The following is a 22,472-nucleotide window of genomic DNA, read 5'->3' on the forward strand; positions in this document are numbered from 1 at the left end:
GTTCGGGCCATTACCGGTGGTGCGGCCTGAGCAGCAGAGCCCACTCCGGCCTCTCCAGCGGGATCACGCTCAGCGACCCTTGAGATGGCGCTAAAGGGCTACGTCGACATTCTTGTAATGGCCGGAAAGCAGAAGCCGGTTTTTCTCGTCGAGGCAAAGCCAGCAGCAAGAGGCTCGTTGCTAAAGATCGGGACCAAGCGCTCGGTTACGGCAAGTCGGTCGGGGTGCCATTTGTGGTCGTCACGAATGGATCGGACATCCAGTGCTTCAACGTCAAGAATGGTCAGCCTATTCGCTGGGACGGGAAGCTGGAGGCGAAGGTCCCCCGCCGCGACCAGATCCCCCTCGTCGTCCGCACGCTAAAGGCAAATCCGGACGTCACTGATATCGCGCTCTCTGACAAGGAGAGCCTTCCTTTCCGTCCCGGGCTTCCGCTCAAGCAGCTTAACGCGCTGTTCTATCGCTGCCACAGCAAGATAAGGAACATTGAGAAGAGCGAGGAGACCGCGTTCTCTGACTTTTCGAAGATCCTTTTCTTGAAGCTTCTCGAGGAAAAAGCCGACAGCTCGGAGTTCCACCTCCCCTATTCCTACAGGTTCCACGAGCTTGCCGCCAAGCCGGATAGTGATTCCGACCAGGTGCGGGACGCGGTTACGAGCATGCTCAAGGCCATTCGGGACATGGGTTATGGGGACGTCCTCATTGACCCCATCCACTTGAAGAACTCGGCGAGCTACAAATACCTCGTGACGGAGCTTTCACGCGTTTCCTTTGAGGATAGCGGCCTGGATACCAAGGGTGCGGCTTTCGAATACTTCGTTCGGGCGACCCTTAAAGGCAAGAAGCTCGGCCAGTACTTCACGCCCCGTCCACTGGTCGAACTCATGTATTCGCTCGTGGGGGAGGAGTTCGTAGTCGACAATCTTCGTAGTGGCGACGATGTTCGGGTCCTTGACCCGGCTTGCGGCACCGGAGGGTTCCTCGTTTACATGATGAAGGAGTCTCTCGCGCAGATCAACACCCTTTTTCGTGATCGAAAGATCACTGCGGCTAAGCGTGACGAATTGACGCGAAAGGTGATGGAGGAGGTTTTCCATGGCGGCGATGCAAATGACGGAGTAGCATCCACCGCGAAGATGAATATGATCATCGCTGGCGATGGGCACACCAATATCAAGGCCGGAGACTCGCTTAGCTCGGCGTCTGCTATCTGGAGCTTCGACGAGCCGAGCTACCAGCTGATTATGACGAACCCGCCGTTCGGTACCTCGGAGTCGGCCTCCCTACCCGAAAGCGATAAGCAGCGATACGACATCCCCACAACCAAGGGGCAGCTGCTCTTCCTGCAGCGGATGGTTAAGGCGACCGTTCCTGGCGGCTTTATTTGCAGTGTGATCGACGAAGGTGTACTTAATACTGAATCCGCCGCCGACCTGCGTCGCTGGCTACTTAAGAAGACCCAAGTCGTGGCAGTGGTTGAACTGCCCGAGGAAACATTTAAGCCGAACAAGATCAATGTTCGATCGAGTTTGCTCTTTCTGCGTAAGCGTGAGAGCGATGATATCGACAGCGAAGATGACTTGCCGATCACGTTCTGCAGGCTTGAAAGCCTTGGGTATATCGGTTCAGGCGAGAAGATCCGTAAGTTCGACTTTGCTCAGCTACGGGAGGACTTCTCTCGCCGAGTTCTCGATACCAGCTCCGGTACGCCCCGCTCCGGTGCGCATTGGCGTGCAGCCGACGTATCCCACCAGTCGGTCCTTAAGGATGCGGGGTGTCGTCTGGACTTCAAGTACTGGGACCCGATTGTCCGCGACGGAATTTCTGAGCTTCGGAAGAATCGCGGCCTGTCCATCGCACAGATCAACTCGCTTGAGACGAGTAGGGGCCGCAGCCCTCAAGCTACGGACTACGTCGATGAAGCAGATGGCTATGCAATGGTAGTCAAGTCCGGTACGAATATTTCCAAGTTCGGTGAAGTCGTCACCGGCGGGGCCGATTGGATTCAAAAGGACGTATTCGAAGATATTCCTTCGCGTGTAGTGCTGCAGAAGGGTGACGTGCTTGTTTCCTCCACAGGGGACGGAACGCTTGGCAAGGCTGCGGTATACGATCTAGATTTCCCCGCTATAGGAGACGGTCACGTAGCGATTATTCGCGTCAGAGAGGATGTAGGGGTTGACCCCTACTACTTGGCCGACTACCTGCGCTGCGGTTTCGGGCAGCTCCAGATTCAGCGGCTATTCACTGGGTCGACTGGGCTCATCGAGTTGACAACAGAGGCGCTGGACGGAGTTGTCGTCGATTTGCTGTCGGGCGTGGAGGAACAGAGAGCGGTATCGGCTGCTCTCCGGAAGGCTGAGAGCGCCTACAGTAACCAGATCGCAGAGGCCGAGAAGGGATTGCAGGCCGCACGCGGAATCTTCGCTAAGGTCAATGCCGAATAGCTTCGCACGCGGTAGGAGTGCCGTCCCGCTTGCCACCGAGCTGACGGGGGCTTGGCCAGCTTGATTGTCGTGAATCATGTGGCGGCGGGTAGGAGACCTCCTACCCGCCGCCACATGGCGGCCTCGACTGAACGTTCACTCATCCAAGATGGGCCTCGACCTGCCACCGTACGTGAAGCTCGAACCGCAGAGACATCGCCTACCCAGGGCCTCATAAGGAGACGATGACCTCAGCTGGCCAGGCGTCGCAGCCGACTTGCAGCCTCGTAGAGGACGTCGTCCCTCTTGCAAAAGGTGAAGCACTCACTTCGCGCCAGCCATCGCGATGCAGGTGGCGTAGGAGTCGTAGAAGAGCTCGAAGGCGATCACCTCGTCACCGGGCTCCAGCAACGCGAGCATGGCCTGTCGCACCTGCGGTGACCAGGACCCTCCGTGTCGGGATCGAAGCTCAGATTGTAGAAGCGGTGCTGGTGTTCGCTGATGGCCGCGCGCAACTCCGGGACACCCGGGCCCGGCGGGTACTGGTTGCCCCGGCCCTCGCGCATCGCTCGCACGGCCGCTTATCGTACGGACTTCGGTCCGTCCGTGTCGGGGAAGCCCGGGCCCCAGGTTGATCGAGCCGGTCGCCATCGCCAGGGCCGACATCTCCGCGAAGATCGTCGTCCCGAGCCCGTCCAGCCTGCGGTTCAGCAGCGGCCTGCCGCTCATTTCTCCACCGTCCTCACTCGAGCACCGGCGCCCACGCGGCCAGGGTCCAACAGGTAGGTGAAGGAGGTTTGACCCAGCCATGCCCTTGCCGGACCCCGTTCCTCCGCGTCGGTGAGAACAGCCGCAGTGCGGTCCCCGAGCGGGGCGCCGGAGATGGCTTGGCGCCCCGCTGTGGGTGGCTGAAGAGGTCAGCCGAAGGCGCGGACCGCCTGGTAGTAGGTCCAGGCGGTGCTGTTGCAGGCGGTCTTGGTCCCGCCGCTGTAGTTGTTGCAGACCCGCTTCAGGTCCTCGTAGAAGGCGCTGTCGAGGCGGGACTTGTTCGCGCTGAAGGTGCCCGCGGCCTTGTAATTGCGGTAGCCGAAGTCGTGCCGGGCGCAGGACATGGCGAAGGGGAAGCCGAAGGGATTGTCCGGCGAGGAGGAGCAGTAGTCGGTCGACCAGTCGAAGCCGTACGCCGCCCAGGCGCCCTGGTTGGCACGGGCGGCCGCCCAGGTGTTGTAGCTGGACGCGCTGGTCTGGGTCCAACTGGCGAGGACCTGCGGCTTGTCGGCCGGCGCGGCACTGGCGGCCGACGCGGTGGCGACGACGGTGACCAGGGAGAGGGTCGTGGTGGCGAGAACGGTGGCGAGTCTGCGGTGCATTCCCACACCTCCATGAGGCTGCTGCCCGCCAGTCGGGCAACAGGTTCATGACAAGATGATCGGCACGGTCACACCCTCTTCACACCGCGCGGGCCCTAATGAACCCTGAACTCTCGGATCGCCCCCGGGATTGGAATGTGAACTTCCGGGGCAGGGGTGACCGGACATCAACTACCGCCCGCCGCCCTGGACTTTCCCCTACTCCTCCAGTGCCGCAAGAAGCGTGCCCGGCCGCGGTGGCTTCCCCTCCGTGCCGCCGCGGCCGGGGCGGGAGGGCTACTTCGCCGGCTCCGACGTCGCGTGGATGTCCTGCGTCTCCAGGGGCTCGTCGGTGGCGTGGATGTCGCCCTGGGTCGTCGCACCGCCGTCCTGGTCCTTCTTCACCGGCGCGGCGTCGGCCGTGGCGGGCTCGGAGGTGGCGTGGATGTCCTGCGGCTTGACGACGGTCTCGTCGCTCATGTCCTTTTTCGCTCCCCGGTCGTAGTCGGAGTTGGGCCGTGGCTTGGGGGCCGGCCCGCCCGGTCACTCCCCCGAGGGTGACCGTGACGGGCGTCCCGGGCCGCTCACCTTGGTTAGTCGGACGGCGGCCCGTTACGGCGGACCCGTCTGCCCCCTGACACGACGGATCCGGGCCGTGGAAGAAGGATGGCTCGGGGCGATAAACGAATGATGAACACGTCCGGCGAGGCAGGCCTTCAGGCCGCTCGCAGGGGCGTCATCAGCGCGCGCACCTCGGTGGCCTCCGGGGAGTCCAACTCCTCGTAGACGCGGACCGCTTCCTGCCAGCAGACCTGGGCGCGTCCGGTGTGACCGATGCCGGAGAGCGCGCGGCCGAGGACGGTGAGGACGTTGGCCCGGCGCCACTCGCCGCCGATGCCGCGCAGCACGGTCAGCGCCATCTCCGCGTTCGCCGCCGCCTGCGGGAAGCGACGCCCTGCGATGTCGACCTCGGCCAGGCGGAAGAGGGTCATGCCCTCCCACAGCCGCTGACGGCTGTCGCGGAAGACCGCCAGCGCCTCCAGCAGCCGGTCGGCCGCCGCGTCGAGCTGTCCGCTCTGCGTGAGCGCCATGCCCAGGGCGTAGCGGCCGTTGGCGCCGCGCATGGAGTTCCCCATGAGGTCGTAGATCTCCATGCCCTCCTGCGCCAGGGTGACGGCGCTCTGCGTACGCCCGGTCGCGAGGTGGATCCGGGAGAGGTTGCACAGGGCGCTGGCCTCGCCCGGCCGGTCTCCGAGGGTGCGGAAGTGCTCGATGGCCTGGGAGAGGTGTTCCTCGCCCTCCGAGTTGCGGTTCTGGTACAGCGCGATGACACCGCGGGCGTTGTGGGCCCAGCACACGGGCAGCAGGTCCGCCGCCTCGCGGGCCCGGCGGATGACCTGCTCGGCTTCCCGGTCGGCCATGTCGAACCGCCCGGCGTCCAGATGGGCGTGGGCCAGCGTCATGAGGGCCCGCGCCTCCTCCTGCGCCACGCCGACCTGTTGGGCGGCGTCCAGCAGGGCCTTCGCCGTGGCCTCGTACTCCCGGGAGTTGGCCCCGGACTCCGAGAGGTCGTGCGCGGCCCACAGCAGGTCGATGGCCCGGCGGAGGCTGTCCGGCCGGCCGGCGCACTGCCGGGCGAACGCCAGCAGGCAGTTGGCCTCGGTGTAGAGCCAGTCCCGGGCGGATGCGTGGTCCGGGAAGGTGAGGCCGGGGCGGTCGGTGGCCGCGAGGTGGTCCACCAGCCGGTCTCCGGGCCGCTCGATGGCGTACACGCCCGCCGCCGTGGCCAGGTAGAAGTCGAGCAGCCGTGACATCGCCGTTCCCTGCTCGCTCGGCGGGTGTTCGTCCCGTTCGGCGCATGCGCGGGCGTAGAGGCGTACGAGGTCGTGGTAGCGGTAGCGGCCGGGTGCCGCCGATTCGAGGAGTGACATGTCGACGAGGGACTCCAGCAGGTCCTCCGTCTCCTCCGCTGTCAGATCCAGCACCGCCGCCGCCCCGGCCAGCGAGATGTCCGGCCCGTCGGCCAGGCCCAGGAGGCGGAACGCGCGGGCCTGGGCGGGCTCCAGTTGGCCGTAGCCGAGTTCGAAGGTGGCCTTCACCGCCAGGTCGCCGGCCTGGAGTTCGTCCAGTCGGCGGCGTTCGTCCGCGAGCTTCGCCGCCAGGACCGAGACCGTCCAGGTGCGGCGGGCCGCGAGGCGGGACGCGGCGATGCGGATCGCGAGCGGGAGGAACCCGCAGGCCGCGACCACGTCCAGCGCCGCCTCCCGTTCGGCGGCGACCCGCTCCTCGCCCACGATCTTCGTGAAGAGGGACAGCGCCTCGTCGGGGGACATCACGTCCAGGTCGACCAGGTGCGCCCCGGCGAGGTCCACCATCCGCACCCGGGACGTCACCAGCGCCGCGCACCCCTCCGTGCCGGGCAGCAGGGGCCGTACCTGGGCTGCGTCCCGGGCGTTGTCCAGGAGTACCAGGACCCGGCGGCCGTCCAGGACGGAGCGGTACAGCGCCGCGCGCTCCTGAAGCGAGTCCGGGATCGCCGAGTCGGGCGTGCCGAGAGCCCGGAGGAAGGAGCCGAGTACCGTCTCCGGCTCCGCCGCCCGTGGACCGGCGCCCTGCAGATCGACGTACAACTGCCCGTCCGGGAACGCCGACCGCGCCTGGTGGGCCACATGGACCGCGAGGGTCGTCTTGCCGACCCCGCCGATCCCGGCCACCGCGGAGACGGCCATCACGCGGCCCTCCGCCGACGCCAGCACTTCGCTCAGCTCGGTGACGAAGGACGTGCGGCCGGTGAAGTCGGGGACGGTCGCGGGAAGTTGCGCCGGGCGGACCGGGGGCGCGGGCGGTTCCGTGGCCGGCGCCGACGGCTCCGCCAGCCCGGGGTCCGCCGTCAGGATCCGCTGCTGCAACTCCCGTAGCCCCGGCCGTGGGTCCACGCCCAGTTCGTCCGCCAGCAGGCGCCGGGTGTCGGCGTACACCGCCAGCGCCTCCGCCTGCCGGCCCGACCGGTACAGCGCCAGCATCAGCAGCTCCCGCAGCCGCTCCCGGAGCGGGTGCGCCGCGGTCAGGGCGGTCAGTTCGGAGACGGCCTCGGCGTGGCAGCCCTGTTCCAGGTCCAGGTCCAGGCGGGTTTCGAGGAGTTGCAGCCGCCACTCCTCCAGCCGTACGCGCTGCGTCTCGGCGTACGGCCCCGGCACGCCCGCCAGCGCCTCCCCGTCCCACAGCTCCAGGGCCCGCCCCAGCAGCTGCCGCGCCCGGCCCGGATCCCCGGCGCCCCGCGCCTTCTCCGCGTCCGCCGCCAGGTCCTGCGCCACCGCCAGGTCCAGGGCGCCGTCCCCGACCGACCGGATCGCGTAGCCGCCGGACTCGCTCACCAGGACGTCGGGGTGCAGTGCCTTCCGCAGCCGCGAGGCATACGTCCGTACCGCCGCCAGCGCCTGCGACGGCGGCTCCGCGCCCCACAGCGCGTCGATCAGCTGCGCCGCGGTCGCCGTACGGCCCTCGCGCAGCAGCAGCGCGGCCAGCAGGGCGCGTTGCTGCGGGGAACCCGTGGCGAGCGGCTCGCCGCCACGCCAGGCACGCACCGGCCCGAGCACACCGAAGCGCAGCGCGACGGGCTCCTCCGTACCGCCCGGACGCCGCTGTGCCGGCACCCCGTCCATAGCCGTCCCCCTAGGGCCTCTGAGCAACCCTGCCAGTTGAGCAACCCTGTCAGTTTGCCTTGCACATGGCAGATGCGTCAGCTGCCGAGACCGCAGTCACAGCTGGGTGCACGGGATCCCACAAGCCCCACACACCCTCTTCGCACACGTCCGCACTGACCTGAGCACGAAGGGGCGTCCGAGATACACCCCCGGCCGCGGATCAGATAGCTGACGGTGCGTCAGATCAGCGCTACCGTGCCCCCATGGACACCCCCATGGACACCCAATTCCCCCGGATCATCTCCGTCGACGACCACACCGTCGAACCCCCGAACGTCTGGCAGGACCGCCTCCCCAAGAAGTACGCCGACACCGGCCCCCGCACAGTCCGCGCCCCGCTGAAGGAGATGAGCTTCCTCGGCGGCCGCTTCAAGCCCGTCATGGGCCGGCCCGGCGACGACGGGCCCATCGGCGACTGGTGGATCTACGAGGATCTCCATCGGCCCCTCACGCGCCTCGACACCGCCGTGGGGTACGACCGGGACGAGATCAAGCTGGAGGTCATCACGTACGAGCAGATGCGCCCGGGGTCGTACGACGTCCCCGCCCGCCTCGCCGACATGGACGTCAACCACGTCCAGTCCGCCCTCTGCTTCCCCACCTTCCCCCGCTTCTGCGGCCAGACCTTCACCGAGGCCAAGGACCACGAGCTCGGCCTGCTCTGCGTCCGCGCCTACAACGACTGGATGGTGGAGGAGTGGTGCGGGCCGGACGCGCAGGGGCGGCTCATCCCCCTCACCCTCATCCCCCTCTGGGACGCCGAGCTGGCGGCCGCCGAAGTCCGTCGTAACGCGGCTCGCGGTGTCCGCGCCGTCGCCTTCTCCGAGATACCCCCGCACCTCGGGCTCCCCTCCGTCCACACCGACGACTGGGACCCCTTCCTCGCCGCCTGCGACGAGACCGGCACGGTCGTCGCGATGCACATCGGCTCCAGCAGCCGTATGCCCTCCACCTCCGCCGACGCCCCGCCCGCCGTCGGCTCCACCATCACCTTCGCCAACTGCTGCTTCTCGATGGTCGACTGGCTGATGAGCGGCAAGTTCGAGCGCTTCCCGAACCTCAAGGTCATGTACGCGGAAGGGCAGATCGGCTGGATCCCGTACATCCTGGAGCGCGCCGACGTCGTCTGGGAGGAGAACCGCGGCTGGGGCGGCGTCGCCGAGAAGGTCCACCGACCGCCGTCCGAGCTGTTCGCCGAGCACGTCTACGGGTGCTTCTTCGACGACGCCTTCGGGCTGAGGAACCTGGACTCGATCGGCGTCGGCAACGTCCTGTACGAGACCGACTACCCCCACTCCGACTCCACCTGGCCGAAGTCGAGGGAGGTCGGCGAGGCGCAGATGGCTCACCTGGACGCGGACACGGTCGAACGGATCGTCCGCCGCAACGCCATCGAGCTGCTGGGGCTGACGGAGGACGGCCTGTGGGCACCATGAGCCGACTCCGCTACGGCATCCAGCTCCCGGTCCAGTCCCAGAGCACGATCTACGCCGAGCCCTGGGAGGCCGGGGCGGGCCCCGAGGACCTCGTGGCGATCGCGCGCGCCGCCGACCGGGCCGGTTTCGACTACCTCGCCTGCTGCGACCACGTCGCCGTCCCGCGCCGTCTCGCCTCCGCGATGAGCACGGTCTGGTACGACCCCGTGGCCACCCTCGCCCACCTGGCGGCCGTCACCGAACGCGTCCGGCTGCTCTCCCACGTCGCCGTCGTCGGCCTGCGCCACCCGCTCCTCACCGCCAAGCAGTACGCCACCCTCGATCACCTCAGCGGGGGTCGCCTGATCCTCGGCGTCGGGGCCGGGCACGTGGCGGAGGAGTTCGAGGCGCTCGGGGTGGACTTCCGGCAGCGCGGGGCCGTGCTCGACGAGACGATCGACGCGCTGCGGGCCGCGCTCGGGCCGGAGGAGTTCCCCGTGCACCACGGGAAGCTGTACGACTTCGAGGGGCTCGGCCAGCGGCCCCGGCCCGCCCAGTCGCACATCCCCCTCTGGGTGGGCGGATCGTCCCCGGCGGCCGTGCGCCGGGCCGCGCTCAAGGGGGACGGCTGGCTGCCGCAGGGCGACCCCCGTGACCGGCTGCCGCAGCAGATCGCCGCCCTGCGACGGCTGCGCGCGGAGGCGGCCCGCGGCGCAGCCGCTCAGGGATGCGGTGAGGCACCGTTCACCGTCGGCGCGATCGCCGAGCCGCTGTACGTCGGCACGCCTGCCTGGGACGTCGGACGGCGGACGCTCACCGGCCCGCCCGACGCCCTCGCCGAGTCGCTGCGGGCGTACCGGGCGATGGGCGTGCACCAGATCCAGGTGCGGCTGCGCAGCCGGAGCCGCGCCGAACTCACCGACCAGATCGAGGCGTTCGGGAGCGACATCGGCCCGCTGCTTTCGGAGGACTGAGACATGGGCAAACTGGACGGACGTGTCGTGATCGTCACCGGCGCGGCGCGCGGGCAGGGGGAGCAGGAGGCCCGGCTGTTCCGGGAGGAGGGCGCCGAGGTCGTGGTCACCGACGTGCTCGACGACCAGGGCGAGGCCCTCGCCAAGGAGATCGGGGCGCGGTACGTCCATCTCGACGTGCGCCGTGAGGATCAGTGGTCCGCCGCCGTGGCCGCCGCCAAGGAGGCGTACGGCCGGATCGACGGGCTCGTCAACAACGCGGGCATCCTGCGCTTCAACGCCCTGGTGGACACGCCCCTGGAGGAGTTCATGGAGGTCGTGCGGGTCAACCAGGTCGGCTGCTTCCTCGGTATCCGGACGGTGGCCCCGCAGATGGCGGACGGCGGCACGATCGTCAACACCGCGTCGTACACGGGGATGACCGGGATGGCCGCCGTCGGCACGTACGCGGCGACCAAGCATGCCGTCCTCGGCCTCACCCGCGTCGCCGCCCTGGAGCTGGCCCACCGCGGGATCCGAGTCAACGCCGTGTGCCCCGGCGCCGTCGACACGGCGATGTCCAACCCGGCCCGCCTGGACCCGGACGCGGACCCCGAGGAGACGCGCGAGGCCCTCGACGGGCTGTACCGCAGGCTGGTGCCGCTGGGCAGGGTCGGGCGGCCGGAGGAGGTGGCCCGGCTCGCGCTCTTCCTGACCTGCGACGACTCCTCGTACATCACGGGGCAGCCGTTCGTGATCGACGGTGGGTGGCTGGCCGGGGTCTCGGTCATCTGACTGACTGTCAGCTATTGACGGTGCGAGCGGGCGGTGCGACAGTCGGCGAACCAGGTGATCTGACGACTCGTCAGAAAAGCCTCGTTCATGAGACAGAGGGACGGTGAACCTCCGTGGAATTCGGGCTCTTTGTACAGGGATACGTGGGCAAGCGCGCCGAGACCGACCCGCTCGCCGAGCACAAGGCGCTGATGGAGGAGACCGAGTACGTCATCGAGGCGGACCGGTCGGGCTTCAAGTACGCCTGGGCGTCCGAGCACCACTTCCTGGAGGAGTACTCGCACCTCTCCGCCAACGACGTGTTCCTCGGCTACCTTGCGCACGCCACCGAGCGCATCCACCTCGGCTCCGGCATCTTCAACCCGCTCGCCCAGGTCAACCACCCGGTGAAGGTCGCCGAGAAGGTCGCCATGCTCGACCACCTCTCCGAGGGCCGCTTCGAGTTCGGCAGCGGGCGGGGTGCCGGATCGCACGAGATCCTCGGGTTCATACCGGGTGTCACCGATATGAACTACACCAAGGAGATCTGGGAAGAGACCATCGCCGAATTCCCGAAGATGTGGCTCCAGGACGAGTACGCCGGCTTCCAGGGCAAGCACTGGTCGCTGCCGCCGAGGAAGGTGCTGCCGAAGCCGTACGGGAAGTCGCACCCCGCGATGTGGTACGCGGCCGGGTCGCCGCCGTCGTACGCCATGGCGGCGAAGAAGGGGCTCGGGGTGCTGGGCTTCAGCGTGCAGAAGGTGTCCGACATGGAGTGGGTGCTGGAGCAGTACAAGACGGCGGCCGTGGACGCGGAGCCGGTGGGGGACTTCGTCAACGACAACGTGATGGTGACGACGACCGCGATCTGTGCGCCGACGCACGAGGAGGCGATCCGGATCGCTGTCGGGGGCGGGCTGCATTACCTGCCGTCGCTCGTCTTCCGGTACCACGACACGTTTCCGCGGCCCGAGGGGTTTCCGGTGTGGCCGGAGACGTTGCCGGAGTACACGGCGGAGTTCGTCGAGGTGCTCATCGAGGAGGAGCTGCTGATCTGTGGCGATCCGGACGAGGTGCTGCGGCAGTGCAAGCGCTGGGAGCAGGCGGGGGCGGATCAGTTGAGCTTCGGGTTGCCGGTGGGGGTGCCGAAGGAGGAGACGTTGCAGACGATCCGGTTGATCGGGGAGCACGTGATTCCGAAGATCGATACGGATCCTGTGCATCGGACTTCGCGGTTCCGGCAAGGGGCCTGAGAGCGGAGGGCAGGTGAACCCCATGCTCGATCACGTCATCAAAGGTGCCGCCGTCGTCGATGGGACCGGTGCTGCTGCTTACACCGCCGATGTCGGGATAAGGGACGGGCGGATCGTCAGTATCGGGAAGATCAGCGAGGCCGCCCGCACGACCGAGGACGCGCACGGCCTCGTCCTCACCCCCGGCTTCGTCGACCCCCACACCCACTACGACGCCCAGCTTTTCTGGGACCCGTACGCGACCCCGTCCCTCAATCACGGGGTGACGACCGTCGCGGCGGGCAACTGCGGTTTCACACTGGCCCCGCTCAACCCCGCCCGACCCGAGGACGCCGACTACACCCGCCGCATGATGTCCAAGGTCGAGGGGATGTCGCTGGTCGCGTTGGAGGAGGGCGCGCCCTGGAGCTGGCACGGGTTCGGGGAGTATCTGGATGCCCTGGAGGGGCGGATCGCCGTCAACGCCGGGTTCATGGTGGGGCATTGCGCGCTGCGGCGGTACGTCATGGGGACGGACGCCGTAGGCGGACAGCCCACCGACGACCAGCTCGCCGCCATGGTGCGGCTGCTGCACGACGCCATGGACGCCGGGGCGTGGGGGCTGTCCACCACCCAGTCGTCCACCCACTCCGACGGCGACGGGCAGCCGGTCGCCTCGCGGCACGCCGAGCCCGCCGAGTTGCTGGCGCTCTCGCGGGCGGTCGGAGAGCACGAGGGGACGCAGATCGAGGCGATCGTCGCGGGGTGCCTGGATCAGTTCAGCGACGCCGAGATCGAGCTGCTGGTGGAGATGAGCGCGGCGGCCGGGCGCCCGCTGAACTGGAACGTCCTGACGATCGACGCGGCGGTCCCGCAGCGGGTGCCGAGGCAGCTGCTGGCCAGTGAGCGGGCCCGGAAGGCGGGCGGCCGGGTCGTTGCGCTGACCATGCCGATTCTCACGCCGATGAACATGTCCCTCGGTACCTTCTGCGCGCTCAACCTCATCCCGGGGTGGGGAGAGATCCTGGGCCTGCCCGTGCCCGAGCGGATCCGGAAGCTTCGCGACGCGGACGTACGCGCCGGGATGCTCAAGCGGGCCGCGTCCAAGGAGGCGGGCGTCTTCCGGCGGCTGACGGACTTCGGGCGGTACGTCATCGGCGACACGTACAGCGCGCAGAACGCCGGGCTGACGGGGAGGGTCGTACGGGAGATCGCGGCGGAGCGCGGGCAGGACCCCTTCGCCTGCCTGGTCGACATCTGCGCGAACGACGATCTGCGGACGGTCCTGTGGCCCATGCCCACCGACAACGACCCCGCGTCCTGGGCGCTGCGCGCCGAGACCTGGCAGCACGAGGACGTCCTGCTCGGCGGCTCGGACGCGGGCGCGCATCTGGACCGCATGTGCGGAGCGCCGTACACGACCCGCTTCCTCGGGGACTGTCTGCGCGGCCGGAAACTGGTGGGGCTGGAGCAGGCGGTGAGGATGCTGACCGACGATCCGGCCCGGCTCTTCGGACTCCGGGACCGCGGCCGGGTCCGGGAGGGCTACCACGCGGACCTGGTCCTCCTCGACCCGGAACGCATCGACGCCGGTACGGCCACCCTGGTGCACGACCTGCCGGGGGACAGCCCGCGGCTCGACTCCAGGGCCGTCGGCATACGGGCGGTCTGGGTCAACGGCGTCGAGGCGATCCGGGACGACGTGGTGACGGGCGCGGTGCTGGGGCGGGTGCTGCGGTCCGGGCGGGACACCCGGACGGTGAGCACCCGGTGAACCGGCGGCTGTTCATCGGCGGGACGTGGGTCGAGCCGGACGGCGGTCACTACGAGGTGACCGACCCGGCGACCGAGCAGACCGTCGGGTGGGCGCCGGAGGCCTCGCGGGATCAGGTGCACGCGGCGTGCATGGCGGCGCGCGCGGCCTTCGGGGCGTGGTCGGCGACGCCCCCGGAGGAGCGGGCGGCGGTGCTGGGGCGGGCCGCGGAGATCATCCGGGCCCGCCTCGTGCCGTACGCCGGACTGGCCCAGGCCGAGACGGGCGCGACGACCGGAACGGCACGCGGGATGCAGGTGGGCGTCGCGGCGGCGCGCTTCCGCCGGTACGCCAGGGCCGAACCGGCCGAGTGGCCCGTTCCCCCGCAGATCAACGAGGCCGGTCCGATGGGGAAGGCGGGCGTGATGGGGGCACTGGCCGTGCGCCAGCCGGTCGGGGTCGTCACCTGCATCACCTCGTACAACAACCCCTGGGCGAACACGGCCGGCAAGGTCGCCCCGGCCCTGGCGATGGGCAACACGGTGGTGGTGAAACCGGCCCCGCAGGACCCGCTGTCCGTGTACCGGATGGCGGAGGCGCTGGCGGAGGCGGGGGCTCCGCCGGGCGTGGTGAACGTGATCTCGGGACGATCGGTGGAGGTCGGGGAGGCCGCCGTCGCCTCGCCCGACGTCGACATGGTCAGCTTCACCGGCTCCACGGCCGTCGGACAGCGCATCGCCGAGGTGTGCGGGCGGTCGATGAAACGCCAGTTGATGGAGCTGGGCGGCAAGGGCGCGGCGCTCGTCTTCGACGACGCCGACCTCGGCTCGGCGGTCATGGGCATCGGCACGACGTTCTCCTTCTACAGCGGCCAGATCTGCACGGCACCGACGCGGGTGCTGGCGCAGCGGGGGGTGTACGACCGCCTGGTGGAGCAACTCGCCGCGTACGCAGGGCGGTTGAAGGTCGGCGACCCGCGTGAGCGGGACACGGTCGTCGGCCCCCTGATCTCCGCCGCACACCGGGACCGCGTGGAGTCGTACGTCGAACTCGGCCGCAAAGAAGGCGCGACGGTCGTGACCGGCGGCGAACGACCGCCCCTGGACGGCGGTTTCTATGTGTCCCCGACCCTCCTGGCCGACTGCACGAACGACATGCGCGTGGCCCGGGAGGAGATCTTCGGCCCGGTGGTCGTCGTCATCCCCTTCGACGACGAGGAGGAGGGCGTGGCCCTGGCCAACGACAGCGACTACGGCCTCATCGACTACGTCTGGTCCGCCGACGTGGCCCGCGCCTTCCGCGTCGCCCGCCGTCTACGGGCGGGCGGCGTCGGCATCAACACCGTCGGCCGCAACATGGAGGCACCCTTCGGCGGCTTCAAGAAGAGCGGCGTGGGCCGGGACGTCGGCTCCTACGCCCTGCACGCGTACAGCGAGGTGCAGGCGATCGTGTGGCCGGGATGAGGATCCCCTGCATCTAACGGTCGGCCAGTGTCTCGTCCAGCCAGTCGAAGACGACCTCGCCGTGCTGCTGCGGGGCCATGGGGGAGCAGTGCAGCTGCGCGCCGGTGGCCGCGGTGAGTTTCACGTAGTCCTTCGGCGAGGTCAGCCTCTCGAACATCTGGCGTGCCTGGCCGGGGTAGAACTGTTCGTCCTCGTAGTCCAGGACCAGCGCGGGCACCTTGATGCGGCGCACCACGTTCGTGATGTCCAGTGCCTGGATGCGCTTCGCGGGCGTGTAGAAGTCGGTGAACATCCTGCCCTCGCGGGCGGCGAGCATGGCCGGTACGGAGAAGGGCTCGAAGCGCTTCTTCATCGTCGCGGCATCGGCGGCGGGCAGCTCGGGAACGACCTCCTTGTTCCAGATGTTGTTGGTCTCCTCCTTGTTCGGGGTGAGGATCTCCCGGATCTCCGGAGGGAAGCCCAGCCAGGGCGTCAGACAGCCGGGCATCGCCACCACGGCGGCGAGCCGGTCCTCGAAGGCCGCCGCCCGGGGCGCCAGGTCGCCCGCCATGCTCAGCCCGGTCAGGGCGATCCGGTCGGGGTCCACGTCCGGACGGGCGACCAGCCAGTCGACGAGCGGGCCGACGACCTTCTCCCAGGTCGGCGTGAAGACCACCCGGTTCACGAAGAGCAACTGCCCCTGGCCCGGTCCGTCGTACACGAGGGCGTTCCAGCCGCGGTCCAGGGCGGCCGGGACGCCGTAGGTCCACATGTCGACGTTCTGTCCGTCGCTGCCGTTCGTGAGGATCACGGTGGGGCGGCGCCGTTCGGACTCGTCCGGCCGGAAGAACCACACGGGCAGCGGCGTCTTCCCGTACGGGACGTTCGTCCGCACCGGCGCCGGGTCGCACAGCTCGCAGAACTTGTCCCAGGCGCCGCGTCCGGCCTGGTACAGCTGCTCCTCGCTGCCCGGGTCGTCGGAGCCGAGGACGTAGAACAGGGCCTGGCCGTAGTACTGCGCGGCCCGCAGCGCCCGCCACCGCGTGGTCTGGTCGTCGGGCTTGCTGCCCTGGGGCGCCGTCCTCAGCCGGTCGCCGAGCTTTTTGAAGGTCTCGACGTACGACTGCGCGGACAGGCCCGCCTTGTTGATCGCGTTGACGGCGGTGAGCACCTCGCCCACCTCTCCGGCGCCGGCACCGGAGCCACCGAGTGCCCACAGCCCGTTGAAGTTGAACTCCGGGTCCTTGAACAGCGTCATCACCCCGGGCGTGGGGCCGCCTGCCGGGGTGGCGCCCGTGCCCGTGGGGCTGGGTGTGGGCGCGCTCGCGCTCGACGCGGTGCACCCGGCGGCCAGTGCGGCCCCGGCGGCGCCGGCGAGCCCGGCGAGCGCGGTGCGGCGGGTGGGCGTGGGCGTGGGCGCGGGCGCACCCTCTCCGGAGACATCCTTCATACGAAGTGAAAGTACGACTCCGATGCCCGGGCCCCGGCACGCCACGCACCGGCCTCCCCCGAACGGCCGTCAGGCGCGGGCGTCGCCGTCGGCCAGATCCACCCGCACCGTCAGCAGTTCCGTGCCGATCGCCCGTACCGCCGCGCTGTTCAGGAACGGCAGGGCGCGCAGCCGGGCCTTCGGGTCGTCGTCGGGCAGGAGGTGGGCGGTCCCCTCGTACCACCGGCCGCCGAGCCGTACCCGCACCCTGGGGTTGGCGCGGATGTTGCGGACGTACTGGGAGCGGTCGCCGAATTCCGAGACCAGCCAGAAGGAGTCGCCGACGCGGCGGCCGCCGACCGGGGTGCGGCGGGGGAGACCGGAGACGCGGCCCGTGGTCTCCAGGAGGGTCTGGAGGGGGATCCGGCGCAGGACGGGGTTCACGAGGCGGCGCTGGATGGTCGTGGTGGTGCGGAATCTGAGGTCGTCGATCCGGCTCATCGGCGTGAGGTCTCCTGTGTCGTAACGGGGTGGTTGTTGCTTCAATGGTCCTCGGACGCGGTGCGACGAGGACGGTGGGCATGCGGGTCGTGACCTGGAACCTGTGGTGGCGGTTCGGGCCCTGGGCGGAGCGGCAGAAGGCGATCCTCGGCGCGCTGCGCGAGCTGCGTCCCGATGTCGTTGGCCTGCAGGAGGTGTGGGACGCGGGCGGTGAGAACCTCGCCGAGTGGCTGGCCGGCGAACTCGGCCTGCACTGGACCTGGGCCCCCTCGTACGCCCCCGAGCGCTGGCAGCGCCGCATCGGCGACCCCACCGTCGGTATCGGCAACGCCGTCCTCAGTCGCTGGCCCGTCACCGAACAGGCCCTCCTCCCGCTCCCGGCGCCCAGGGACGTCAACGACGGCCGCCTCGCTCTCTACACCCGCCTGGCCACACCCTCCTACCCGGTGCCCTTCTTCACCACCCACCTCACCTCCGCCCTGCACGCCTCGGCGACCCGCTGCCGTCAGGTCGCCGCGCTCGCCGAGTTCGTCGCCCTGCACTGCGGCGGCACGCCCTTCCCGCCGGTCGTCACCGGCGACTTCAACGCCTGGCCCGACTCCGACGAGATCCGCCTCTTCGGCGGCTACCGGACCGCCCCGGCCGTCCCCCGCCAGGTCCTCCTCGACGCCTGGGAGTACGCCGACCCGAACGCCCCGTCCCACACCTGGGACCCGGCGAACCCGTACGTCGCCCCCGGCCGGTACCCCGGTGCCCGCATCGACTACATCCACGTCGGCCCACCCGGCCCGGACGGCCTCGGCCACGTCCGGTCGGTCCGCCGGGCGGGCGACGGCCCGGTGGACGGCGTCTGGCCCTCGGACCACGCGGCGGTGGTCGCGGACCTGGCCGGGCCGCCCGCGGCGTGAGATCAGCGTGCACGAGCCGGAGGCAGCGGCGCGTGAAACCGTCGTGGCAGCGATGTCACCGTGGGTTCAAATCCCACCGCCTCCGCCGAGGTCGTTTCGGCAACACTTTTCAGGGCCCCAGAGTCGATTCCAAATTCCTGATCCATTCGGAAGTAGAAATTCGCCCTCCTACGGCGGGCCGCGCGCGCTGGCGGCCCGTGGCCGCCGCTCCTTGTCTCCGCCACCGCTCCGGCGGCCCCCCGGCAGAGGCCGGCGGGGTTGCTGGAGACACACGTGACGGTGCTCTTTCGGCGTACCCGCCGCCGTGGCTGACTTTCGGTGGCTCAGGTCAGGACCCCTCTCCAGCTCGACAACGCGAAGCCGGGAGTTGCAGGAGCACCCGCATCCGAGCACGCCAACCGCCCCCGTACCATCGGCACCGGGGTCCTGACCAGGGATTCCGCGACCGGACCACCCGTGATGCTGTCCAGGCTGTGGGTGGTCCGGTCTTCGCTATTGGGAGTCAGCTCAGGGCTTTGCCCACCTCGTAGATGGTCGGCCGGTCTTCTGGGGCATAGCTGAGCATTGCGTCGATCAACTCGCCCAGCTCACCGGGGGCTTTCACGGGACGACGCTTGCCGCTTGCCACGGCCTCTCTCTGGACGGGGCGCGGAGCGTCGTCCGGATACTCGACAGCTCGCCAGCCGGTGGCGGAGATGAGGAGGGACGCGCCGAGCGCGTAGATGTCGGCTTCCTGCGTCGGTTCGGCTTCTCCTGTCGCGAGCACGCTGCGCGCGATCTCCGGCGCCTCGTAGTGGACGAGGCAGCCGCGGAACGGGAAGTCGTACCCCTCGGGCACATGTCCGCCCCGAGCCAGGGCTAGATCGATGAGGTGAGTCCGCTCCGGCCCGATGATGAAGTGAGCGGGTTGTACGTCACCGTGGGACCAGCCCTTTGCGTGGAGTTCGGCCAGCGCCTCGACACAACCGAGCGCGACACTGGCGGGCGGTTCGACGGACGAGTCCTGCCTACGGCAGGGCTCCCACAGCTGGTACAAGTCCGGCCCTTCGCGCCACGGCTGGAAGTTCCACGTCCCGCGCTCCCACTCGCCGTACGCGAAGTCATCGAAGCCGAGACGATGCAGAACGGCTCCCTCGCGCGCGGGTGCGAGCGCGGTCCAGGGCTGGGCGGGCCAGTGGGCCGTGGCCCCGATCGGGTAGCCGACCTTCACGGCGTAGTGGCCCCGATGGCTTTCGACCTCCCACACCATGGAGCCACGGCGGTCCACGACGAGGCGCTGAGTCGTGGGCATCAGTGCGTCGAGCACCACGATCGGCAGTTCAGGGGATGACCCGGACAACGTCTCTTCTCCTTCCGGACGAACGCGGCCGACCAGGAGCTGAGGCCGGCCGCGCCGCTGCTGTCGTGTTGCTACGCCTGACCGTATGGCCGGCCGCAGTCCGAGTCGCACTGCGCCAGGTTCGTGCCATCCACGGTCCACAGGTCATCGAAGACCATGAACCCGGCCGCCTTCATGGCGCGCGCCGAGGCGGCGACCTTCTCGGGGTCGCGGGCCCCACCGCCCGGTGCCGGGTTGTGGTGGAGGAAGCGGCCCGCGTACTGCTTGCAGAGTGCGGCGTACTCCTTGGTGTGCAGGATGAGCGCGTGCAGGCCGAGGTCCACGTCGTCCGACGGGACCATGGGGACGGTGGCGGTGGCCGCCGTGACCACGAAGGCCACCGCCTGGTCCGCGATCCGCTCGGCCCGCTCGCGGGACTGCCCGTTGTGGACGACCACGAAGTGGGTGAGGCTTTCGAAGAGCTCCTCACCAGCCACCGCGCGACCGGTCTTCTGATCGTTCGCCGTTGCCGTCATGCGACTACTCCCTTGTGTATGGCGGTGCTTGGCACTTGCCGCCCGCATCAGTCGCCGAGTCTTGACCTGAGAACGACCAAGAGGCGGGCTTGGGAGGCCACCCCGGACGGGGAAAGGGGGGAGCCAAGGAAACTGGCACCCGTCCGGGGTGACCGGTCTACTGGCCGATGGCGAGAGCCATGCCGATCACCAGGCCGCACGACCCACTGATCATGACGATGAACAGGACTCCGGCGTACCGGCCGATGGCCCGCATCACAGCCCGTCCCGACTGTTGCCGTTCCGGATGGCCAGGCGCGCGCTCAGTTCCTCCCGCGCACTCGGCGGCTTCACGTTGCCCGGAATGGCGTCCCACTCCGTGCCGCCGCCGATCGGCCTTATCTGCACACGGCCGCCGACCTCACCCATGACGGCGCCGATACGTCCACTGGCGGTGTCCTTTGCCAGTTCACCGATGCCTGGTCTGGTCTGCTGGTTGCTCGCCATGTCCAGGAGCATCGCGATCTGGGCACCACGGCGGAAAGGTCAGGCTGATTACCCAACTTGGGTAACATTGCGGGAAGTAGAGACCCAGCGACGTTGCGTAGCCCTCGCAGTGGGGAGCCACCCAATGCCCGACGCCGACCGGCCGCAGGAACTGCCTGCCAGGCTGCTCACCGATCCGGAGATGATCGATGCGTGCCGGGTACGAGACTTCGCCAGAGTCTTCCGGCTGGTGAAGACCAGGGCCGGGATCTATCCGTCGATGATCGCCCGGCGCTGCGACCTGACGCCGAGCCGTGTCGGCGAAGTCATCGCAGGACGACGTAAGTTGCAGCACATGGACGTCATCGAGCGGATCTCGGACGGCTTGCGCATCCCTGGCCACATGCTGGGGCTTGCCCGTAGACCGTGGGAGACGCCTCAGGCCCTCATGGTCTCTGAGCGAGAGGCGCCGCAACTGCCGGAGCCCGAGCAGCAGACCCCCGCGTCACTGCCAGGCCCCGATGTCGACAGCATCTTGGCTCTGGCCACGCGATCCAAGCTCAGCGCAGCAACCCTCGAAGCGTTCCGCTCCTCCATCGAGGACTACTGGCGACGAGACGACCAGCACGGTGGCGAGGCGCTGAGGCCGGCCATCGTCGGCCAGCTCCGGTATGTCGTCGGCCTCCTGAAGGAGAACCGGCCGCCGTCCATCCAGAACGGCCTGTTCGGTATCGCTGCCGAGTTGGCACGCCTCACCGGCTGGACGTACTTCGACGCCCGCCAGTACAACCAGGCCCGCGCGTACTTCACTGAGGCCCTGCACCTGGCCAAGGAGATCGACGACCGGCAGTTCATGGCCAACGTCCTCGCGTGCATGAGCTTGCAGGCCACCTACCAGGACAAGCCCGCGGACTCCCTGGCACTCGTGACAGCCGCCCAGGACCAGGCCCGTTCGGCACTCGGCACGACCCCGCGCGTCCTGTCGATGCTGTCCATGCGGGAAGCGTTCGCCCATGCCACCCTCGGGAATCGCGACGATACGCACCGGGCGATCGGTGAAGCGCACCGCCATTTCGAGCAGATCCGGTCGAGCGACCCGGACCCGTCATGGGTGACGTACTTCGACGAGCCGAAGCTCATCGTGGACACGGGCATTGCACATGGCCAACTGGGTGAAGCGGCGACCGCTGAACCCTTGATCGCGGATGCCCTGCGGCGGGAGAAACGCACCAACCAGCGAGGCCGCGCCTTTCATTCGTTCTGGCTGGCACGGACGCAGTTGGGCCAGGGCAAGCTCGACCAGACATGCCACACCGCCACGCAAGCGCTGGAACCGGCGTCGGCCGTGGCCTCTGAGCGTGTGTCGGGCCATCTCAGGGAGTTCTACGGGCAGTTGGCTCCGCACAGGCAGGAGCCCGTGGCGCTGGCCTTCGAGTCGCGCCTACGGGAACTTTTACCTCCGGTCAGCGGGTCGCTTCGTCCATGAGCAGGTACAGCAGACCCACGAGCGAGCCACTGCTCACGATCTCCCGGCGGTCGATCATGCCCCGGATCTCAGAGAGGGGAATCCACTCAATGCGGTCGGACTCGTTCTTCTCCGTGGGCGGCCCGGCGTAGGTCGCGCCATCGACGCGAAAGACGTGGTGCTGCGAGTCGGTGATCCCGTTGGCGGGCTCGGCGTAGATCAGGGGCTTGATGGGGCCAGGGCGCCAGCCCGTCTCTTCCAGGACTTCGCGGGCCGCCGCCTCTTCCGGGGTTTCGCCCTCCTCGACCAGGCCCATGGGCAACTCCCAGGCCCACGAGTCCGTGATGAAGCGATGCCGCCACATCATCAGCACCTCTCGGCGATTGTTGACAACGGCGGCCACGGCCAAGTGCCGGAGGCGAACGACGTGGTACTCCCACCTGCGCCCATCAGGCTGCTGGACGTCGACCAGACACAGATTCACCCACTTGTTGGTATAGACCTGTCGCTCGCCGTGGGTCTTCCACTCCATACCTGCGGCCCCTCTCGATCGGCCTCCAGGATCTCAGACCGACACGGCGCACCCAGTGGGACTCAACACTATTCACGTCAAAGTGACGAAATGACGGCGGGTCAGCAGAACAGTGTTACCCGATCACCCACCCCCATGAGGACTGGTAGACGGTCATGTCTTCGCCACCGACTTTGGCGGTGTGCGACTCCCACACCTGCTTGCCGTTCCAAATCTTGCGTGATGCGTTCGTAGCGTTGAGGGGGGCCGCCCGAGCGGCCGAAGGGAACG

At 68.7% G+C, this 22,472-nt stretch carries 18 protein-coding genes and 1 pseudogene; 9 read left to right on the forward strand and 10 right to left on the reverse strand.

Annotation, left to right across the window (positions count from 1 at the left end; genetic code table 11):
* Positions 1 to 233 precede the first annotated feature (233 nt).
* A complete protein-coding gene (locus HJD23_RS23855) occupies positions 234 to 2,447 on the forward strand; it encodes an N-6 DNA methylase (protein WP_171114626.1) in 2,214 nt (737 codons plus the stop codon).
* A 309-nt stretch (positions 2,448 to 2,756) separates the two neighbouring features.
* Here HJD23_RS23855 and HJD23_RS23860 read toward each other — a convergent pair.
* The 4 genes and pseudogenes from HJD23_RS23860 to HJD23_RS23875 all read right to left on the reverse strand — a co-directional run.
* Positions 2,757 to 3,155: pseudogene (locus HJD23_RS23860) on the reverse strand (aminotransferase class I/II-fold pyridoxal phosphate-dependent enzyme); the annotation flags it as partial.
* A gap of 188 nt (positions 3,156 to 3,343) precedes the next feature.
* Positions 3,344 to 3,796, reverse strand: coding sequence for a phospholipase (locus HJD23_RS23865; protein ID WP_171114625.1), 453 nt, complete (start codon positions 3,794 to 3,796; stop codon positions 3,344 to 3,346).
* Positions 3,797 to 4,072: 276 nt separating this feature from the next.
* Positions 4,073 to 4,255 (reverse strand): hypothetical protein, encoded by a 183-nt coding sequence (locus HJD23_RS23870; RefSeq protein WP_171114624.1) that lies wholly within the window; start codon positions 4,253 to 4,255, stop codon positions 4,073 to 4,075.
* 236 nt (positions 4,256 to 4,491) lie between these two features.
* Positions 4,492 to 7,437 (reverse strand): BTAD domain-containing putative transcriptional regulator, encoded by a 2,946-nt coding sequence (locus tag HJD23_RS23875; protein WP_171114623.1) that lies wholly within the window; start codon positions 7,435 to 7,437, stop codon positions 4,492 to 4,494.
* Positions 7,438 to 7,682: 245 nt separating this feature from the next.
* On the opposite strand from HJD23_RS23875, the gene HJD23_RS23880 reads away from it, so the two are divergent.
* The 6 genes from HJD23_RS23880 to HJD23_RS23905 all read left to right on the forward strand — a co-directional run bounded on the left by HJD23_RS23880 (position 7,683) and on the right by HJD23_RS23905 (position 15,069).
* On the forward strand, positions 7,683 to 8,915 hold the full coding sequence (locus tag HJD23_RS23880) for an amidohydrolase family protein (RefSeq protein WP_171114622.1): 1,233 nt from the start codon (positions 7,683 to 7,685) through the stop codon (positions 8,913 to 8,915).
* Positions 8,912 to 9,868, forward strand: coding sequence for an LLM class F420-dependent oxidoreductase (locus HJD23_RS23885; protein WP_171114621.1), 957 nt, complete (start codon positions 8,912 to 8,914; stop codon positions 9,866 to 9,868). The genes HJD23_RS23880 and HJD23_RS23885 overlap by 4 nt, the downstream gene beginning before the upstream one ends.
* Before the next feature lie 3 nt (positions 9,869 to 9,871).
* On the forward strand, positions 9,872 to 10,642 hold the full coding sequence (locus HJD23_RS23890) for a glucose 1-dehydrogenase (protein WP_171114620.1): 771 nt from the start codon (positions 9,872 to 9,874) through the stop codon (positions 10,640 to 10,642).
* Between the two features lie 113 nt (positions 10,643 to 10,755).
* The gene (locus tag HJD23_RS23895; RefSeq protein ID WP_171114619.1) at positions 10,756 to 11,874 is read left to right on the forward strand and encodes an LLM class flavin-dependent oxidoreductase; all 1,119 of its coding nucleotides are present in this window, start codon (positions 10,756 to 10,758) and stop codon (positions 11,872 to 11,874) included.
* Positions 11,843 to 13,627, forward strand: coding sequence for a D-aminoacylase (locus tag HJD23_RS23900; RefSeq protein WP_346770341.1), 1,785 nt, complete (start codon positions 11,843 to 11,845; stop codon positions 13,625 to 13,627). The genes HJD23_RS23895 and HJD23_RS23900 overlap by 32 nt, the downstream gene beginning before the upstream one ends.
* The gene (locus tag HJD23_RS23905; protein ID WP_171114617.1) at positions 13,624 to 15,069 is read left to right on the forward strand and encodes an aldehyde dehydrogenase family protein; all 1,446 of its coding nucleotides are present in this window, start codon (positions 13,624 to 13,626) and stop codon (positions 15,067 to 15,069) included. The genes HJD23_RS23900 and HJD23_RS23905 overlap by 4 nt, the downstream gene beginning before the upstream one ends.
* 13 nt (positions 15,070 to 15,082) lie before the next feature.
* Here HJD23_RS23905 and HJD23_RS23910 read toward each other — a convergent pair whose 3' ends face one another.
* Together HJD23_RS23910 and HJD23_RS23915 are read right to left on the reverse strand one after the other, a co-directional pair.
* Entirely contained in the window at positions 15,083 to 16,498 is a 1,416-nt protein-coding gene (locus HJD23_RS23910) for an alpha/beta hydrolase (RefSeq protein ID WP_171114616.1), read from the reverse strand.
* Positions 16,499 to 16,567: 69 nt separating this feature from the next.
* On the reverse strand, positions 16,568 to 16,978 hold the full coding sequence (locus HJD23_RS23915; protein ID WP_171114615.1) for a nitroreductase family deazaflavin-dependent oxidoreductase: 411 nt from the start codon (positions 16,976 to 16,978) through the stop codon (positions 16,568 to 16,570).
* Positions 16,979 to 17,058: 80 nt separating this feature from the next.
* Here HJD23_RS23915 and HJD23_RS23920 point away from each other — a divergent pair, with 80 nt between their 5' ends.
* Complete coding sequence (locus tag HJD23_RS23920) at positions 17,059 to 17,886, forward strand: endonuclease/exonuclease/phosphatase family protein (protein WP_171114614.1); 828 nt, start codon at positions 17,059 to 17,061, stop codon at positions 17,884 to 17,886.
* A gap of 502 nt (positions 17,887 to 18,388) precedes the next feature.
* Here the strand turns inward: HJD23_RS23920 and HJD23_RS23925 are convergent.
* The 3 genes from HJD23_RS23925 to HJD23_RS23935 form a co-directional block, all read right to left on the reverse strand.
* A complete protein-coding gene (locus HJD23_RS23925; RefSeq protein WP_171114613.1) occupies positions 18,389 to 19,225 on the reverse strand; it encodes a protein kinase in 837 nt (278 codons plus the stop codon).
* A 71-nt stretch (positions 19,226 to 19,296) separates the two neighbouring features.
* Positions 19,297 to 19,740, reverse strand: a complete 444-nt coding sequence (locus HJD23_RS23930) for a hypothetical protein (RefSeq protein WP_171114612.1) — start codon at positions 19,738 to 19,740, stop codon at positions 19,297 to 19,299.
* A gap of 255 nt (positions 19,741 to 19,995) precedes the next feature.
* Entirely contained in the window at positions 19,996 to 20,226 is a 231-nt protein-coding gene (locus HJD23_RS23935; protein WP_240980795.1) for a hypothetical protein, read from the reverse strand.
* 124 nt (positions 20,227 to 20,350) lie between these two features.
* Between HJD23_RS23935 and HJD23_RS23940 the strand changes: the two genes are divergently transcribed.
* Entirely contained in the window at positions 20,351 to 21,691 is a 1,341-nt protein-coding gene (locus HJD23_RS23940; protein WP_171114610.1) for a hypothetical protein, read from the forward strand.
* Here HJD23_RS23940 and HJD23_RS23945 read toward each other — a convergent pair.
* A complete protein-coding gene (locus HJD23_RS23945) occupies positions 21,669 to 22,202 on the reverse strand; it encodes an NUDIX hydrolase (RefSeq protein WP_171114609.1) in 534 nt (177 codons plus the stop codon). The genes HJD23_RS23940 and HJD23_RS23945 overlap by 23 nt on opposite strands.
* Positions 22,203 to 22,472 lie beyond the last annotated feature (270 nt).

The sequence above is a fragment of the Streptomyces sp. Z423-1 genome (assembly GCF_013009255.1).
GTDB lineage: Bacteria > Actinomycetota > Actinomycetes > Streptomycetales > Streptomycetaceae > Streptomyces > Streptomyces gossypiisoli.